General features: G+C 61.5%; 12 protein-coding genes and 1 tRNA gene. 1 reads left to right on the forward strand and 12 read right to left on the reverse strand.

Annotated elements, in window-relative coordinates:
* Nucleotides 1–10: 10 nt before the first annotated feature.
* From PVV74_RS01115 to PVV74_RS01130, 4 genes are all read right to left on the reverse strand, one after another.
* Nucleotides 11–373 (reverse strand): cupin domain-containing protein, encoded by a 363-nt coding sequence (locus PVV74_RS01115; protein ID WP_211286094.1) that lies wholly within the window; start codon nt 371–373, stop codon nt 11–13.
* A 66-nt stretch (nt 374–439) separates the two neighbouring features.
* Nucleotides 440–3,541 (reverse strand): multidrug efflux RND transporter permease subunit, encoded by a 3,102-nt coding sequence (locus tag PVV74_RS01120; protein WP_274591938.1) that lies wholly within the window; start codon nt 3,539–3,541, stop codon nt 440–442.
* A gap of 2 nt (nt 3,542–3,543) precedes the next feature.
* The gene (locus PVV74_RS01125; protein ID WP_274591939.1) at nt 3,544–4,734 is read right to left on the reverse strand and encodes an efflux RND transporter periplasmic adaptor subunit; all 1,191 of its coding nucleotides are present in this window, start codon (nt 4,732–4,734) and stop codon (nt 3,544–3,546) included.
* A gap of 358 nt (nt 4,735–5,092) precedes the next feature.
* On the reverse strand, nt 5,093–5,755 hold the full coding sequence (locus tag PVV74_RS01130; protein WP_274591940.1) for a TetR/AcrR family transcriptional regulator: 663 nt from the start codon (nt 5,753–5,755) through the stop codon (nt 5,093–5,095).
* A 123-nt stretch (nt 5,756–5,878) separates the two neighbouring features.
* On the opposite strand from PVV74_RS01130, the gene PVV74_RS01135 reads away from it, so the two are divergent.
* The gene (locus tag PVV74_RS01135; RefSeq protein ID WP_274591941.1) at nt 5,879–7,918 is read left to right on the forward strand and encodes an NADH:flavin oxidoreductase; all 2,040 of its coding nucleotides are present in this window, start codon (nt 5,879–5,881) and stop codon (nt 7,916–7,918) included.
* A 485-nt stretch (nt 7,919–8,403) separates the two neighbouring features.
* Here PVV74_RS01135 and PVV74_RS01145 read toward each other — a convergent pair.
* The 8 genes from PVV74_RS01145 to PVV74_RS01180 form a co-directional block, all read right to left on the reverse strand.
* Nucleotides 8,404–8,493, reverse strand: a tRNA-Ser gene (locus PVV74_RS01145).
* Nucleotides 8,494–8,551: 58 nt separating this feature from the next.
* Nucleotides 8,552–10,876 (reverse strand): DUF3772 domain-containing protein, encoded by a 2,325-nt coding sequence (locus PVV74_RS01150; RefSeq protein WP_274591942.1) that lies wholly within the window; start codon nt 10,874–10,876, stop codon nt 8,552–8,554.
* A 165-nt stretch (nt 10,877–11,041) separates the two neighbouring features.
* Entirely contained in the window at nt 11,042–12,073 is a 1,032-nt protein-coding gene (locus PVV74_RS01155; protein WP_274591943.1) for a cysteine synthase A, read from the reverse strand.
* 57 nt (nt 12,074–12,130) lie between these two features.
* Nucleotides 12,131–13,081, reverse strand: coding sequence for an NUDIX domain-containing protein (locus PVV74_RS01160; RefSeq protein ID WP_274591944.1), 951 nt, complete (start codon nt 13,079–13,081; stop codon nt 12,131–12,133).
* Between the two features lie 4 nt (nt 13,082–13,085).
* Nucleotides 13,086–13,544 carry a TrgA family protein gene (locus tag PVV74_RS01165; RefSeq protein ID WP_211286099.1) on the reverse strand — a complete coding sequence of 153 codons (459 nt, stop codon included), beginning with the start codon at nt 13,542–13,544 and terminating at the stop codon, nt 13,086–13,088.
* Complete coding sequence (locus tag PVV74_RS01170) at nt 13,535–14,773, reverse strand: SAM-dependent methyltransferase (protein ID WP_274592350.1); 1,239 nt, start codon at nt 14,771–14,773, stop codon at nt 13,535–13,537. The genes PVV74_RS01165 and PVV74_RS01170 overlap by 10 nt, the downstream gene beginning before the upstream one ends.
* Before the next feature lie 59 nt (nt 14,774–14,832).
* Nucleotides 14,833–16,257, reverse strand: coding sequence for a cryptochrome/photolyase family protein (locus PVV74_RS01175; protein ID WP_274591945.1), 1,425 nt, complete (start codon nt 16,255–16,257; stop codon nt 14,833–14,835).
* 54 nt (nt 16,258–16,311) lie between these two features.
* Complete coding sequence (locus PVV74_RS01180; protein WP_274591946.1) at nt 16,312–17,538, reverse strand: aminotransferase class V-fold PLP-dependent enzyme; 1,227 nt, start codon at nt 17,536–17,538, stop codon at nt 16,312–16,314.
* Nucleotides 17,539–17,571 lie beyond the last annotated feature (33 nt).

Below are 17,571 nucleotides of genomic sequence, written 5' to 3' on the forward strand. Positions count from 1 at the left end.
GTCGCTCACCTTACCCCACCAGCGGGGTTTCCTCGCCCTCCGAGAAAACGGCGATCAGGCATCCCGTCTCGGTATGTGAAACATGGTCGGTTCCCGGTGCCAGCCAGACGACATCGCCTTGCCGATAGACCGTGCCGTCATTGTCGATCAATTCACCCTCGAGCATCACGAATTCCTCGGCCCCGCCATGACGGTGCGGGGTCGACCTTGCCCCCGGCTCCATCCTGTAGATGTAGAAACCCACGTCGCGCGGCATCGCGGTGTTCAGCTTTAGGATCGAGGTTCCCGGTTCCGTGACGGGGTCATAGGGTTCGAAAGCAGTTGCGTCCCGTATATTTGCTACACGCCGGTCAATTGAACGAATTGGTTTCATGCGCTCCCCTCAATGTTGTGTTGAGAGAAACGTATCGGATTGCTGGGCGACCGGCAAAACGCATCCTCAACTGACCTGTTTCGAGACCCGCGCGGCCAACGTCTTGACCAGTACGTATAGCAGCGGCACGAACAGTGTTGCCACGAAGGTCGAAGCTGCCATGCCACCCAGCACCGCAATACCGATCGCGTTTTGAGCCTGTGCGCCGGGGCCACTGGCGGTCGCAAGTGGCATGACGCCGAGCATGAAGGTCAGGGCGGTCATAAGGATCGGCCTCAGCCGCTGGCGTGCCGCCGTGACGGCGGCCTGCACGATATCGCCCGTCTCGCGCAGCACTTCTTCCGCAAACTCGACAACGAGGATGGCGTTCCGTGATGCCAGGCCGATTGTCGTCAGTAGCCCTACGGTGAAGTAGACATCGTTCGATTGCCCGGTCAACCAAGAGGCTGTCAGCGCACCGGTCAGGCTGATCGGTACGGCCAGCATTACCGACAGGGGCACCATCCAGCTTTCGTAAAGCGCAGCCAGGGCAAGAAAGACGATCAATGCGGAAATGGCATAAAGCATCGCCACGTTGCTGCCAGCGGCGCGTTCCTGAAAGCTTATACCGGCCCAGCCGACGCCATATTCCGGTGTCTCAGAGGCTACGAGTTCCTCCATCGCCGCCATCGCGTCGCCCGAACTGCCTCCTTGCGAGGGATTGCCGGAGATCGCGATTGCGCCAAGCCCGTCATATCGGGTCAGCGCCGGCGCGATCTGCTCCCACCGGCTTTGGATGAAGGCGGCGAAGGGCACCATCTCCTGATCGCTGTTTCGCGCGTACCAGGACGCGACATCCTCGGGCTGCATCCTGTGAGGCGCATCGGCCTGAACGATCACTGGCCGCAGATCGTTGCCCAGAAGAAAGTCATTCACGTCACGTCCGGCGAAGATGATCGACAGCATCGCGTTCACGGAGTCGACCGAGAGGCCGAAGCTCTCGGCCTTGGGCCGGTCGATATCCAGTGACAGCGAGGCTTCGGTGTCGATCCCGTCGGCCCGAACCGCCGTCAGGCGCGGGTCCTGCGCGGCGGCCCCCGTCAGGCGCTGCGCGGCCTCGATCAGTTCATCCGCCCCCTGCCCGCCCTGATCGAGCAGATACATGCTAAATCCGCCCGACGTGCCCAGGCCGGGAATCGCGGGGGGCTGTATGGTGAAGATCTGCGCACTGCGATGACCGAAAAGCGCCTGGTTTGCGCGGGCTGCAACCGCCTCTGCCGAAAGACTTGGATCCTCGCGTAGGTCGAAATCCTTTAGCCGGGCAAACAGCATCGCCTGATGCTGACCGCTGCCGGCAAAGCTGAAACCGCGAACGCCGAAGACCGCCTCGACCGCGTCGGGTTCGTTTTCCAGGAAATGCGTCTCGACCTCGTTCAGCACCGCCTCGGTGACCGGCGCCGTGGTTCCCGCAGGCAGAGAGATAAGACTCAGAACGACGCCCTGGTCCTCGGTCGGAATGAACGAACCTGGCATGCGCTCGTAAACAAGATAGCCACCGTAGCCTATGGCGCCGACGACCAGTAGCATCACAAAGCGCAGAGGCACCAGCCGCTTGACCAAGCCGGTGAACCCTGCGACCAGGCCGGACAGGCCGCTGTTGAACCACCGCGCGGCGAAGAACCGCGCGTCGCCGCGTTTGCGCAAGAGCTGCGCGCACATCGCCGGTGTCAGGCTGAGCGCGATCAGGAGCGACAGGACCATTGCGGTGATTATCGTGATCGAGAATTGCCGATATATCACCCCGACCGAACCCGCGGAAAACGCCATCGGCACGAACACAGCGACAAGTACCACCAGGATCCCGATAAGCGCGCCAGTGATTTGCTTCATGCTGCGCACAGTCGCGGTAACCGGGTCCAGATCCTCTTCCGCAATCAGCCGTTCCACGTTTTCCACCACCACGATGGCGTCGTCCACCAGTAGGCCGATCGCCAGCACCAGCGCAAACATGGTCAAAGTGTTGACGGTGTATCCCAGCACCGACAGCGCCGCGAACGTACCCAGAAGGACGATGGGCACCGTGATGATCGGAATGATCGTCGCACGCCAGGTTTGCAGAAAAATCAGCAGCACGATCAGGACCAGCACCACCGCTTCGACCAGGGTCATGTAAACTTGGTTGATCGACCGCTCCACGAAAGGCGAGGTGTCATAGGGGATCTCGACCGCGACCCCCTCGGGCAGACTGGGCTCGATCGAGCGAAGGAGTTCGCGCACCCCCTCGGCCGTGTCGAGCGCGTTGGCGCCGGTGCGCAGATTGACGCCGAATCCTACCGCGGATTGCCTGTCGAGCCACGCCTCGGTGGCATAGCTTTCGTTGCCGATCTCGATGCGGGCAACATCGCTGAGATAGACCGCGTCCCCGCCCAGCCCGGAGCGAAGCAGGATCCGGCCGAACTCGTCCTCCGTGCGAAGCTGGCTTTGCGCGGTGATCGTCGCTGTGACCTGCTGGCCGTCCGCCAGCGGCAGGTCGCCCAAAGCGCCGACCGCGACGGCAGTGTTCTGCGCCTCGACCGCCGATACAACGTCCGACGCAGTCAGCCGGTAACGCGCGAGCGACAACGGGTCGAGCCAGATGCGCATTGCGTAGCCCGAGCCGAAAAGGTTCACACCACCGACGCCATCCTGTCGCAAAAGCGTGCTTTCGATTTGGCCTGTGAAGATATTGCCAAGGTCGGTCGAGGTTTGCGCCCCGTTTTCGGATACCAAGGCACCTACCAGAAGCAGCGACGAGCTGGACCGGGTTACGTTCACACCCTGGTCCCGCACCGTCTGAGGCAGTTGGGACTCGATCTGGGTGACGCGAACCTGCACATCATTCTGTGCAGTCACGGGTTCGATGGAGCCGTCGAAAACCATAGTGATCGACGAACTGCCAGCGGTAGATGTCGACGTCGTGTAAAGCAAACCGTCCAGGCCGGTCAGTCGGTCCTCGATCACCCGTGTTACCGTGCTTTCAAGCGTGCTTGCGGTACCGCCAGGATAGGTCGCCTCCACGCGCACGGTCGTCGGGGCGATCTCGGGATATTGCGATACCGGCAGACTGATCATGGCGAAGGTGCCCACGATCGACGTGACGATGGCAATTACCCATGCAAAGACGGGGCGGTGGACAAAGAAGGCTCCCACGTTCAGCCCTCTTCTTCAACGACGCGTCCGGCGTCATCCAGTCTGACCTGCTTGGGGGCCACTGGCGCGCCACTGCGCAACCGTGTCAGCCCGTCCACAATCAACTGATCGCCCTCCTGCAGCCCTTCGGCCACGACCCAGGCATTCTCAAAGCTTCCCAGATCGCGAGTTTCGACCAGCACGGCTTTGCCTTCGCGGGCCACGTAGAATGTCAGCAGTCCTTCGGCTGTGCGACGTGCGGCGCGTTGCGGCACAAGAAAGGCCTCGCGCATTCCCAGCGTAACGTCAGCGCGCAGGAACTGTCCCGGAAGGATAACCCGATCAGGGTTGGGAAACTCGACGCGGTAGGCGAGCGTGCCGGTGGTCTCGGACACCCGGGCGCTGTCGGACACCAGGCGCCCAGGCTCCGGGTAGGTCTCGCCTGTCTCAAGCGTCAATGAAAAGCCGATGTCGCCGTTGACGCGCAGCGCGCCGGACCGGATCATCTCTTCGATTCGAAGCACGCGGGCGCTCGATTCAATGAGGTCAACGTAAATCGGGTCCAGTTGCGTGACTGTCGCCAACGCCTCGGCCTGGTTCGCGGTGACCACCGCTCCAATCGAAATCGCGGCCACGCTGGGCTCGCCGGCGAAGGGGCTGCGGATTTCGGTCCGATTGAGCTCAAGTTGAGCGATTTCAAGGTTGGCGCGGGCCTGTTCAAGGTCGGCTTCCGCGGAAAGCACGGCCACTTCCGCATCGTCGACCTGGGTCTGGCTGACCGACCGGCCGCTCAGTGTCTGATAGCGCTCCAGTGTGTTTCTGGCGGTGACCAGCGCCGCCTCCGCCCGCGTAACCGAGGCTTCGGCGGCGCGTTTGTCGGCGGCAAATGTGTCGCTCTCGATCCGGAACATCGGATCACCCGCCGCAACCTCAGTGCCGGGCGTGTAGGTGATCTCGTCGATCACACCAGTCACCTGTGGGCGAATATCGCTTTCGCGGAAAGCCACGGCACGGCCGGGCACGGTCAGCACGAAGGGCACGTCCTGCGCATTGAGGACAATCACGCCGACCGGCTTGGATTGCGACGCCGCCGCTCCGGCATCGTCCGACTGGGCCGCAGCGTCGTGCGACAAAACGGACAGACATGCAATAAGTGCAAGTGCGCGCAGGCCGGACCCGGCAAATGGGAATTTTTCGTTCTTCGGCGCCGGCATCGTCGCACTCTCCCAAAGCTTGGCGGAATCTGAAACAGTCCCGCGTACTATTCTTCCTTAACCGAACTAACGCGCGCGGCAGTCGCTTTCGGCTCGGCTTCGCAATTTGCACAGCTGACTCGCATTCTCCGATCACGCGTTCCAGCACTCCGTCGCGCCGTGCCATGCGACAACATCGGATCCGAGCTTTCGCTGCCGCTGAAACGAACCGCGCCAAGAACAGCGAGCCATGCCCATGTCGAAACTTCTTGTTAATCGACGCAATCAGCGAACCTGTCCTTAATGGCAAGGTGCATCGCCGCACATGCAGTGTGCAATTTGCTCTGTACGCTTAATGTCCTGAGAGCTGCCTTTTCTTTCAGCGTTCAGTACTTTGCCCCGCCGGACGCGCACCAAGGCGCGCGTGGAACCTGGCGAGTTCGTTCGGCGCAGGCTCAATGCCACAAAACGTCATGACATAGCCGGGCACCCGCGCCATACGGAGCTCGGGGGATTCTTGAACCTGCATCGAGATATACCCGATCTGCGTCAGATAGACGGTCCTTGCACGCACGTCGGCATCACTTCTGTCATACCCGAACCGTTCGAACATGCGCCTGATCGCGTCAAGCCGGATTTTGTCCGATGCATTCACCCTGATCATCACCTCTGTCGATTGGTGTGCCCAGCCGCGGATCGCAAAATCAAGCTGGGGCTCGAACAAAGCCTCGTCATGAAAGACCGCAATCAGGTTCAGAATGGCCTCGGTGATCGTCTCGGCATAGGCGTCGGAGGCATCGGCGAAGGCTCCTGTATTCTTGGCATCCCATTCTTCCAGCAGCGCGTCCAGAAGTGCGCCGCGATCTTTGAAAAACCAATAAAAACTGGTGCGGGAAATGTTCAAGCGGCTGGCGAGCGGCTGGATCTTGACCGCATCGAGACCTGTTTCCAACAAGGCCTGCTTGGCCGCCGTGAGCCAAAGCTCGCGCGAGCCGCGCCACCCCGACGTCTTTTCAGGTTCATCTACAGAGATGTCATCCATACGCATGTTCATAAATAAGGGGCAAGTTGCCGATCCTCAAATGAAAATATACAACAGTGAACTCGATATTGACACAAATGCACATTTTTTCGAGTGTCCCAGTGTCAGCACAGGAGCCAGCCCGTGACCAGCGACCCCCTACTTCAACCGTTCCAGCTCAAACATTTGACACTGAAAAACCGGCTGATGATCACCAGTCACGAGCCCGCCTACCCAGAGAATGGCCTCCCGACCGATCGCTACCGGGCCTACCACGCGGAACGGGCCCGCGGCGGCGTTGCGCTTACCATGACCGCCGGCTCGGCGGTGGTGTCACGCGACAGTCCGCCAGCCTTCAACAATATCCTCGCCTACCGCGACGAGGTCGTGCCGCACATGAAGGCGCTGACCGACGCGTGTCACGAGCATGGTTGCGCGGTGATGATCCAACTGACCCATCTGGGCTGGCGTACCCGCTGGGACCGCGGTGACTGGTTGCCCAGCCTTGCGCCTGGCCATGCGCGCGAGCCGGCACACCGCGCCTATCCCAAGAAGATGGAGGACTGGGATATCGCGCGCATCATCGAGGATTACGCCGACGCCGCCGAACGGATGCAGGCCGCCGGTCTCGACGGGATCGAGCTCGAGGCCTATGGCCACCTGATGGATGCGTTCTGGTCGCCGCAGCTCAACCAACTTGACGGCCCTTTCGGTGCGAGTGACCACGACAGCCGCTTGCGCTTCACGATGGAGGTGCTGACGGCGATCCGCGCCCGCGTGGGCGAGCGCTTCATCGTGGGCATCCGATATGTCGCGGACGAGGACAAGCCGGGCGGGATCACCCGGGAAGACGGAATCGAGATCACCAGGCGCCTGAAATCCTGCGGGATGGTCGATTTCCTGAACATTATCCGGGGTTACGTGGCAACGGATGCCGCTTTGACGGACGTGATTCCTGTGCAGGGCATGCGATCAAGCCCACATCTAGATTTCGCCGGCGAGATCCGGGCCGAGACGCAGATTCCCACGTTCCATGCCGCCAAGATCCAGGACGTGGCGACCGCCCGCCATGCCATCGCCTCGGGCAAGTTGGACATGGTCGGCATGACCCGCGCCCATATCGCGGAGCCGCATATCGTGGCCAAGATCATGCGGGGCGAGGAAGATCGCATCCGCCCCTGCGTCGGGGCCAACTACTGTCTGGACCGGATCTACCAAGGGGGTATGGCGCTTTGCCTGCACAATCCGGCCACCGGGCGCGAGACCGAGCAGCCGCACGAGATAGAAAAGACCGACACCCACCGCCGTGTGGTGATCATCGGCGCCGGGCCTGCAGGGCTGGAGGCCGCCCGCGTTTCGGCGGAACGCGGTCACGAGGTGATCGTATACGAGGCCGCGAACGACCCCGGTGGTCAGGTGCGCCTGACCGCGCAGACGGACCGCCGCAAGGAGATGCTCCAGCTGATACAGTGGCGTTTCGAGGAATGTACGCGCATGGGAGTGGCCTTCCACTTCAACGCCTTCGCCGATGACCGGACCGTTTTGGCAGAAGACCCGGACGTGGTTATCGTCGCCACCGGCGGCCTGCCGCAGGTCGAGGTTCCGGGCGGGGGCGAGGAGCTTGTCGTTTCCAGCTGGGATATCCTCTCGGGAGACACCCAGCCGGGTGCAGATGTGCTTATCTATGACGAGGCCGGTGACTTTGCCGCGCTTCAGGCCGCCGAAAAGATCGCCGCCACCGGCGCAAAGGTCGAGATCATGACCCGCGATCGCAGTTTTGCGCCCGAGGTCATGGGCATGTCCCTGACCCCTGCGATGCGAGAACTGCAAAAGTGCGACGTCAGGTTGACGGTAACCTGGAAGCTGGCCGCGGTCGAGCGCGAAGGCAACGCTCTTCTGGCCACCATCGACAGCGATTACGGCGGCGTGACACGGCATCGACATGTCGATCAGGTGGTCGTGAACCACGGCACCCTGCCGCTCGACGATCTGTATTTTGACCTCCGTCCGGGATCCTCCAACCTGGGAGAGGTCGACTATGATGCGCTGATCGAGGGGCGCACGCAGGAATTGCGGAGCAACGATGGTGGCACTTATCAACTCTTTCGGATTGGTGACGCGGTGGCGTCGCGCAACACCCACGCCGCGATTTACGACGCCTTGCGCCTGTGCAAGGCACTCTGACATGCGCTCGTTCCGGACGATCCACTTGGTCTCAGCCGATGCCCGGGGCGAAGTCGGCGATGTCACCGACGGTGACGTTCTGCCCCAGCCCGGCTTTACGCTCTGGCGGCAAAGCCGGTAGTCAACCGCGACCGCAGCTTGCGCGACTTCGTTCTGAACGTCCGCGCGGTGGCGACTTTCGCCAAATGAACCGGCTGGTGCCGCCGAAACACCCCAAGGCCGATGCGCGCTTCATCAAAAGAGAGCCGGCGGACACTGGCGTCGACGTGCAAAGCTATTCCCAGCGAAAAAAGAGCAAGCTTTCACAGCTTTGGAAAACTTCGCCAGTTTGGAACAGTCATGAGGTTTAAAGAATAGCGCCCCCCGGAATAAGATTTCGCCAAGCTTGCCAGCGGCGCAGCGTTCAGCCCCTCCCGCAGAACCCTCGCAAACAAAGGAAAAGTCCGACCGAACCCGGACCTAGAAAACAATTTCTAAAGGGCAAGTGGCGGAGAGACAGGGATTCGAACCCTGGAGACGGTTTCCCGCCTACACGCGTTCCAGGCGTGCGCCTTCGACCACTCGGCCACCTCTCCGGTCTGGCCTCTTTATCGCTAGCGATCATGCCAGTTCAAGAGCTTTCTTGCGCACGGCTCAGCGGCCATCGCCGGCCCCCCCGCCATCACCTCCGTCGGCGTCGCCGTCCATGTCCGGCGGTTCATCAAGCTGGCGCGGCTTAGTTTCGGGAACAGACATGGAGACGGGCGCCGTGGCGGCCTTGGCCCCGGTTTCGGTGCCGCCACCTCCCAGCACCTCGGCGTTGCGAATCCAGATATCGCGCTGCGCGAAAGGTATTTCGATCCCGGCCGCGGCAAATCGAGCGGCGATCTCGTGGTTCATTTCCGAATGCACCGACAGAACGTAGTTCACGTCTCGCAGTATCGCCCGGATCTCGAAATCCAGCGCATCCGCCCCGAAACCGCGGAACACCACCGCCGGTGGCGGATTCAGCAGGACGAGCGGATGTGCCTCGGCAACCTCTTGCAGGATTCCCTCGACCATTTTCGTATCCGTACCGTAAGCCACACCTACCGGAACGATAAGGCGGCCCACGGTATTGCCGCGGGTATAGTTCGTGACCCGTCCCGAAACGAGATCGGCATTGGGCACAATCACGTCGGAGCGGTCGAAGGTCTGGATGATGGTCGAACGCACCGAGATGTCCTTGACGTTGCCGTGCACGCCGCCCACCTCGATCCAGTCGCCTTCGGAGATGGGCCGTTCGACCAGAAGGATGATGCCGCTGACGAAGTTCGACACCACGTTTTGAAGGCCGAAACCGATACCGACCGAAAGCGCGCCCGCAACATAGCCCAACGCCGTGAGGTCGATGCCCGCGCTGGTGATGGCAATGACCGCGGCCAGAAATATCCCGATATATCCGACACCCGACAGGATCGCGTTGCGACCTCCCGGATCGATCTTGGTCTTCGGCAGGATCGTGTTCTTGAGAGCACCCTGAAGAAGCCGTGTCGCGGTGTATCCCAGGACGAACACAAAGGCGAGCGTGAGGAAGATCATGGGCGAGATGCGCGTCTCGCCGATCATGAAACCTTCCGCCGCGCGGGCGTAAAGCTCGGTCAAATCCGCGACGCGCGCCCCCCAGATCAGGGCGAAGACCGGTAAGGAAAGAAGGACGAGAACCACTCCGATCAGGATAGGGATCAGGGATTCGGCCGCGCCCGCGCGGTTGCGTGTGACAAGCACGTAGACTTCGACCACCACCCTTTGCAGCACCAACAGCATCGCCAGCAGCTCGATCGAGCCCAGCGAGGGATAGAGCAGCGCCTGCGCAAGCCTGAAGTATCCGACCGCGCCCAATACCGGCACCACAATGGCCAGCGCAGCCATCAGAAAGGCCAGTATTCCGGTCATGCGAGAGCGATAGGTTTCCTCGCCATCGTCCTCCACGTCGGTACGTACATGTTCCCGCAAAAGCCTCGAGATACGCAACAGCAGAAGGCTGCAAAGCACCATCAGGGGAAACAGGATGACAACAGACGCGGATTGGCTCCACTGCGAGATGTCGCCGACCTGCTGCAGAAAAAAGCTGCCCGATGCAACTGCGCCCAGAAGCATGCCATAGACCCGTCCTTTGCGGCGACTCTCGGGCGACAGGTTCAGTGGCAGCGTGCGGGCCTCTTTTCCGGGGAACACGCGCGTGGCCAGCCAGCGTGCCAGCAGAAAGGTAAAGACCAGCGGGCCGAGAACGTCCAGTATCTGACTGCCGCGCAAACCGATCAAGCCGGTGCTCGAAACCGCCTCGATGAGGAAATAAACACCAAAAAGCGGTAGGAACAGGCTGCCCATCGACACGATGAAGCCTATGATCCATCGCGCCGCGCCCGGGTTTTCGCCCAGTATCCTGCGGTTCAGCTTGTGGGTCCACTTGCGACCTCGCGCCAGCAGCACCAGTCCGATCACAGCCATCACCAACAAGGCGGGAATATCTTGCATGGTCTCTTCGCGCTGGACAGGGTTGGCCCAAGCGGTCATCACCTCTGAGCGCAGAGTCGAAGCGGTCCGGGCGAGCGCGGCGAAACCTTCGGGCCAGTGAACCGGATTAAGCGGTGACGCGCCAAACTCCAGGATTTCCCGGGTCTGTCGCTCGCGGATGATGGTGTCGATCCCCTGGATCAGCCCATCGGCCCGGGTGAAGGACAGTTCAGCTTGGCGTACCGGCTCTCGCAGACGTGCAATCCGGTCTTCCAGAAGGGAGCGCTCCGCCGCGATCGCGGCGGGCTCGGCCTCGCCCTCTTCCGGCGCCGGACCAATCGCTTCCAGTTGGCGCTGTGCCGTCTCAATCGCGTTTCGATTGATGTCCTGGGCCTCGAGGAGGCCGTTGCCGCCAGTCGGCCAGTTCGAGGCGCAACGCTTCCAGTGCGTTGGTCGAGGCGCGGCCGGTTTCAATGGCTTCATCGGCCCTTGTCGCCACGCGCGTCCAGGTTTCGTAATCCGGCAAGTTGTCGGAAGCCCGCGATTGTGCTGTTGCAGGCGAAGCGGTCGATACGAGTGCCGTCGTCAGCCCTGCCCCGTAGCCGGCCATCAAGAGAACCAGTACGGCCAGGCAGCGCAGCACTCTGGTCATTCGACAAACACCCCGGGTATGCTGCGCGGCGCCTCTGACAGCCAATCGGGCGTCGGAAGGTTCTTCTCGCGCAGGAACTCTGGATTGAACAGTTTCGACTGGTATCGCGTGCCATAGTCGCAAAGCACCGTCACGATGGTATGCCCCGGCCCCATGTCGCGGGCCATTCGGATTGCACCAGCGATGTTCACGCCGGTGGATGCGCCCATGCAGAGGCCCTCGTGCGCCAGAAGGTCGAACACGATCGGGAGCGCTTCCTCATCCGGAATCTGGTAGGCGAAATCGGGCGTGAAGCCTTCCAGGTTGGCGGTGATCCGAGCCTGGCCGATTCCTTCGGCGATGGAACTGCCCTCGGCCTCGAGCTCACCTGTCGTGTAATATGAATAGAGCTTTGCGCCCATCGGGTCGGCAATGCCCATCTTCACGCCCTTGGGTTGCAACGCCATCGCCACGCCGGCCAGAGTGCCGCCCGAGCCGCAGGCGCAGATAAATCCGTCCACCTTGCCGCCTGTTTGTTCCCATATCTCGGGGCCGGTTGTCTCGACATGGGCCTGGCGGTTGGCGGTGTTGTCGAACTGGTTGGCCCAGATCACGCCTTTCTCCGAGGTCTCGGCAAGCTTCTTGGCCAGGCGTTCGGAGTACCGCACAAAATTATTGGGATTGCTGTAAGGGGCAGCCGGAACCTGAACCAACTCGGCGCCCGCAAGCGTTAGCATGTCCTTCTTTTCCTGGCTTTGCGTTTCCGGGATCACGATCACCGTCTTGAAACCCATCGAGGCTCCCACCAACGCGAGGCCGATGCCAGTGTTCCCGGCCGTTCCCTCGACAATCGTACCGCCCGGCTTCAGATCGCCACGCGCCACTGCATCTGTGATGATCGCCAACGCGGCACGGTCCTTGACCGATTGGCCAGGATTAAGGAACTCGGCCTTGCCATAGATATCACAGCCAGTCTCTTCGCTGGCTTTACGCAGTTTGATGAGGGGGGTGTTTCCGACCGCGTCGGCCAGATCCTTGGCGATCCGCATCGCTGAGGCTCCTTAAATCAGCATTCGGAATCTGATTAAGACGGAAACGCCATGAACTCAAGCGGATGCGGTCAGCCGTGGGCGTTCCCGTTCAAGCCAGAGCAACAATGCAAGCAGCGGGCCGATGTTGACTTCGCCCGTGCGGACCATATCCATCGCCTGATCAAAGCGAATGACGTGGCGGCGCAGATCTTCGTGCTCGACATCCAGACCGCCATGGCTTTGCCCGCTGTCGGGCAGATCGCACACACCGACATAGCAATGATACATTTCGGTCGAACAACCGGGCGAGCAATAGTGCGAAGAGACATGCTCAAGCTGCGAAAGAGCAAGATCGGCCTCCTCGCTGCATTCGCGGCGCGCGGTCTCTTCCGGTGTCTCACCCGCATCCACGCGGCCCGCCACGGGTTCCAAGACCCAGGGGTATGGATCGCCGCGTCCAAATGGCCCCATGCGGAACTGCTCGATCAACAGGATACGGTCGCGCACGGGATCATAGGGCAGCACGATAGCCGCATCTGTCGCGACGAAAACCTCGCGCGAAAGCGCGGCACTCATTGTTCCGTCGAACTGCGGATGGCGTAAACGATAGCTGTGCGTCAGGAAGAAACCTTCGTGCGGTGTTTGGCGCGACAAGATCTCGACCTCGCTGGACCGCATCGGGCTGCGCCGGGTCGCCGGGGCCGGATTGCGGGCGGCCGCCGAACGCGCGGCGGCCCTCGACAGGATCATCTGACGGCGGGGCTCCAGATCCTGCGCCGAAAGCCTCCCGAAGTATCCCATGATCTCGCTCGCGGCGTGTTCATAAAGCGCCACATCCGACTGCGCACCGGAGCAAAGTACGGTGTCATGTTCCGTCGTCTTGCACGGCAAGCCGACAACCGTCGCGAAGAACAAAGCCCGCGCCGCTGCCTGCCCTTCCAGATTGCCCGAGGTAACATCCCCGGCCCCGAGACATCGCAACAGGCCGTTCGTCCAGATCGGACCTTTCAGCGTAACGCGTCCCATACGATCAGCGCCAGCGCCGCGCGACCCATTCCGACACGAGGCCGATCACGACCCCTCCGCCCACAAGCAGCACGATCAGCGGGATGTGCCACATGGTGAACAAGTAATCGATACCAAGCTCGAAAATCGCGATGATCCCTTCGACCGGCCCGTCATAGCGGTTTTCCAGCGCGTGGCGCAGCATCTCGTTGAAGCTTTGCAGAAAAAGCGCCCAGAACACCATCGCACCAACGCCGGTCAAGCCCGCACCGATGGCGTTGCTGTACCCGTGGTTCAGCCTTGAGCCGATGACCACCCAGCCCATCAGCAGGCCAAGGGCCACATTCACCTCGTTGAACCAGCCGAACCCGGTGCCTTCGGGCATCAATGGGCGAAACATCTCGGAGGCGTACCAGGCAAGGATCGCCATCAATATGGCGGCGACACCTCGACCGGTTGTCGGCATACTGTCGGTTACGGGCATTCCTCTGCGGGCCTCGCGATTGTGATCTGCGTCACATCGCAGTTACCCGCATGAAACGCTGCCGCACAAGAGGTCAGGTAAAAATTCCACATCCGTCGAAAGCGTTCGTCAAAGCCCATCTCGGCAATCTGCTCCCACTTTTCGTTGAACGTGTCGTGCCAGCGGCGCAGTGTCTGGCTGTAGCTTTCACCGAACTCGATGGATTGCCGGACGAGAAGGCCGGCTCTCTCGACTTGTGCCCTGAGGGCTGCGGGGCTGGGCAGCATGCCTCCCGGGAAAATGTACTTCTGGATAAAGTCGACATCCCTGCGATACGTCTCGAAACGCTCGTCACCCACGGTGATGATCTGAAGCGTCGCTTGCGCGCCGGGCTTCAGGCGGTCATGCACCGTGTCAAAGTAGACCGGCCAATACCGTTCGCCCACAGCCTCGAACATCTCGATACTGGCGATGCCGTCATACAGCCCATTCTCGTCACGATAATCCTGAAGCTTGAATGTCACGAGTTCGGAAAGCCCCGCCTTTTCAATGCGCTCCTGGGCATACTTGAACTGCTCCTCGCTTATGGTCAGGCAGGTGACCCTTAGCCCTCGCTGGCCCGCCGCATATTCTGCGAACCCACCCCATCCGCAGCCGATCTCCAGCACATGGTCGCCCGCCGTCGCACCCATCTGATCGACCATCGAAGCGTATTTCGCCGTCTGCGCCGCCTCCAGACTCTCCTGTCCTGTCTCAAAGATGGCGCTGGAATAGGTCATGGTGTCGTCCAGCCAAAGCCGGTAAAAATCGTTGCCCAGATCGTAGTGATAGCTGATATTGCGCCGTGCCTGCTTGCGCGTGTTGCGCTGGAACCAGAAGCGCAGCTTTTCGTAAAGCTCGACCAGCTTCTGCCCCGGATAGCCGTTGTACATGTCGTCATTGTCGCTGTTGACGAGGTCCATGAAGGCCTGAAGATCCGGCGTGGTCCACCATTTGTCGAGGTAGGCGTCACAAAAGCCAAGATACCCCTCACGCAGCATCCGCGAGAACAGTTCGTCATTGTGAATGTCGATGCGCGCCACCGGCCCCGGGGCCGCCCCCTCGGCGCGGAACACCCGGCCATCGTCCAACCCGATGTCCAACCGGCCATGCTGAAGCGTCCGGGCCACCGCGAACATCCGGGAGAAATAGCGCGGAAGCCCGGTTTGGCCGTCAGTGTCAGTCAGAACGCTCTCGGTAACAGCAGACATCGTGGTGCCGCCATCCGGAGCTGTGACGCGGGCGGTGCCCAAAGGTGTTCTCATTGCTTTCAAAACGGTCTCGCTTCATACGCTTCCAATGCGCGATGCCGGCCTTCGGAAAGGCCGATCACACGCTCAGGATACTCGTTATCGGGTTGAATGGTCCAACTGCGCGGTATTGCCTTGAAATAGCTCAGCGCGGTCTTGGTGGGCCGACTGTACCCCTCGGCGATCCAGCGGCGCCGATAGGCGCCATCGGGGTCGAACTTGTCCAGCTGTGTCTCGGGGTTGAAGACGCGGAAATAGGGGGTGGCGTCCGGGCCGCTGCCTGCTGCCCATTGCCACCCCATGGCGTTCGACGCGACGTCCCAGTCGGTCAGGCAGTCATCAAACCAGGCCTGTCCTACTTTCCAGTGAGTCATCAGATGCTTGGTCAGGTAACTGGCGACGATCATCCGGGCCCGGTTGTGCATCTTGCCGGTCACGTACATCTCGCGCATGGCAGCATCGACGAAGGGCTCGCCGGTGCGGCCCTGCTTCCATGCCTTGACCTCGGCGCGGCGCTCGTCTTCGTTCCAGGGGAACGAATCCCACTCCTCGCGCCAGTTGTCGTCCTTGATGCGTGGCGTGTGATAGATCAGGTGGTAGGCGAACTCGCGCCAGACCAGTTCCTGCAACCATGTCTCGGCACTCTTGCCGCCCCCTTCGTGAAGCGCGCGTTGCCCGGCGTGCCAGCATTGAGCCGGGGAAATTTCTCCATAGGTCAGGTTCTCGGACAGGCCCGAGGTGCCATCCTCGGCGGGAAAATCACGGTTCTTCTTGTAGTCGCCAATGGCATGACCGGTGAACCAGCCCAGACGGCCATGTGCCGCCTTCTCGCCCACGCGCTGGTGCGGCAGGCAGACCTCTGCACCACGGTCCATCGCCGCGCCCATCTTCCAGTCGTCCAAGGCCTCACTGTCGGGCCAACTCTCCGGCGCCGGTATATTCGAGGGGGCCGACAAAGGCGCGGCGACATCGCGGTCGCGCACGGCGCGCCACATCGGGGTATAGACCTTGTAGAACCCACCCGCCTTGGTTTCGACCGTCCACGGCTCGAAGAGCAGGTGGCCGGTGTGGCTTTCGGCCTCGATATCGACATCTTTCAGCGCCGTTTTCACGTGTTTGTCGCGCTCGATCGAATCCGGGTCATAGGCGCGGGACCAAAACACCGCCCCTGCCCCGGTCTTGCGCGCAAGATCCAGCAGAATATCGGCAGGATTGCCTGAACGGAACACGATCCGGCTGCCCTTGTCGCGCAACCTTTTGTCGAGATCGGCCAACGACAGTCCCAACCGCCATTTCGGCGCGGCGCCCAAATCATCGACCAGCTTGTCCCGTATGAAAACCGGGATCACGGGACCGCCGCGCTCGATCGCGGCAGTCAGGGCCGGATGGTCCGACAGCCGCAGGTCACGGCGCAGCCAAAGGATGGTCGGTGTGGTGTCGGTCATGTGCTCGATGCCCCCGGTCTTCAAGGGGCTATACGGCCTGCAAGTCCCCGTGGATCAAAGACAAGTTTCCAAGGCTTCCAGAACGGAGTCGACCTCGGTCTTGTTCGTGTAGTGGACGAAGCTAAGCCGCAGCACGCCCTTGTCCAGATCAATCCCCATCGCCTGCAAGGGGCGCGCACCGTAGAAATCACCACCGCCCGCCATGATCCCGTGTTCGGCCAGCCGCGCCGCCATCTCGGCCCCCGCTCCGGGCAGTTCCACGGCCACGGTGGGTGCCTTTAGGGAGGCATCGCGTGGGCCGATCAGGCGCAGGGTGTTCTTTTCGGCCAGGTAATCGAGCAAAGGTTGCAGCAGTTCGGTCTCGTGGCCGCGCATCAGGTCATGCACACCGCTTGTCCGCCCGGCCGCACTGCCTGTGATCCCGTGATGCTCTGCAAGCGCATCGTAATAGTCCGCCATCCCCGCGCAGGCGGCCACTTGCGCGTGATCCGGACCAGCGGGTGTTAACCGCTTGTAAAGGCTATCGGCGTTGAACCAATGCGCCTGGTTCGGCAATATCTGCCCAAGCTCGCGGCGGATGACCATCACGCCCTGGTGTGGGCCATAGGTCTTGTAGGCCGAGAAGAGGTAAATATCTGCCCCAAGATCGCCAACGTTGACGAAGCCGTGCGGCGCATATGACACCCCATCAACACAAACGAACGCTCCGGCAGCATGGGCGGCGGCGGTGATCTCGACCACCGGATTGACCGCCCCCACGATGTTGGAACAATGCGGAAAACAGACCAGACGCACGCGCTCGTCCAGAAGGTCTTCCAGGTCATCAAGGCGCAGAAGGCCCGTCTCGGGATCAATCCGCCACTCACGCACTTCGATCCCCGCGTCCGCCAACCGCCGCCAGGGGCCGGAATTGGCCTCGTGATCCTGGTCAGTGACGATGATCGCATCGCCCGGTTTCATCCATTGGCGAAACGCCTGCGCCAGGACATAGGTGTTCTGCGTCGTGGAGGGCCCGAAACTCAGTTCGTCGGTCTCAACTGCAAGCATCGCGGCCAGGCGGGTGCGGGCCTCGTCCATCTCCTCGCCACCAAGGCGGCTGGCTTCATACGGACCGTAGGGCTGAACCTTGCGCTGGTGGTAGAAGCGCGTCAGCCGGTCGATCACCGGGGCGCACGTGTATGACCCGCCCGCATTTTCGAAGAATGCCTTTCCTTTCAGGCTGGGTTCCGCGAAGGCGGGAAACTGCGCCCGCACGAAATCGATGTCCAATGCCCCGCTCATTCCGGCTCTCCCTTTCGTTCGCGGGCACCAAAC

The sequence above is a fragment of the Roseovarius sp. SK2 genome (assembly GCF_028807495.1).
GTDB lineage: Bacteria > Pseudomonadota > Alphaproteobacteria > Rhodobacterales > Rhodobacteraceae > Roseovarius > Roseovarius confluentis.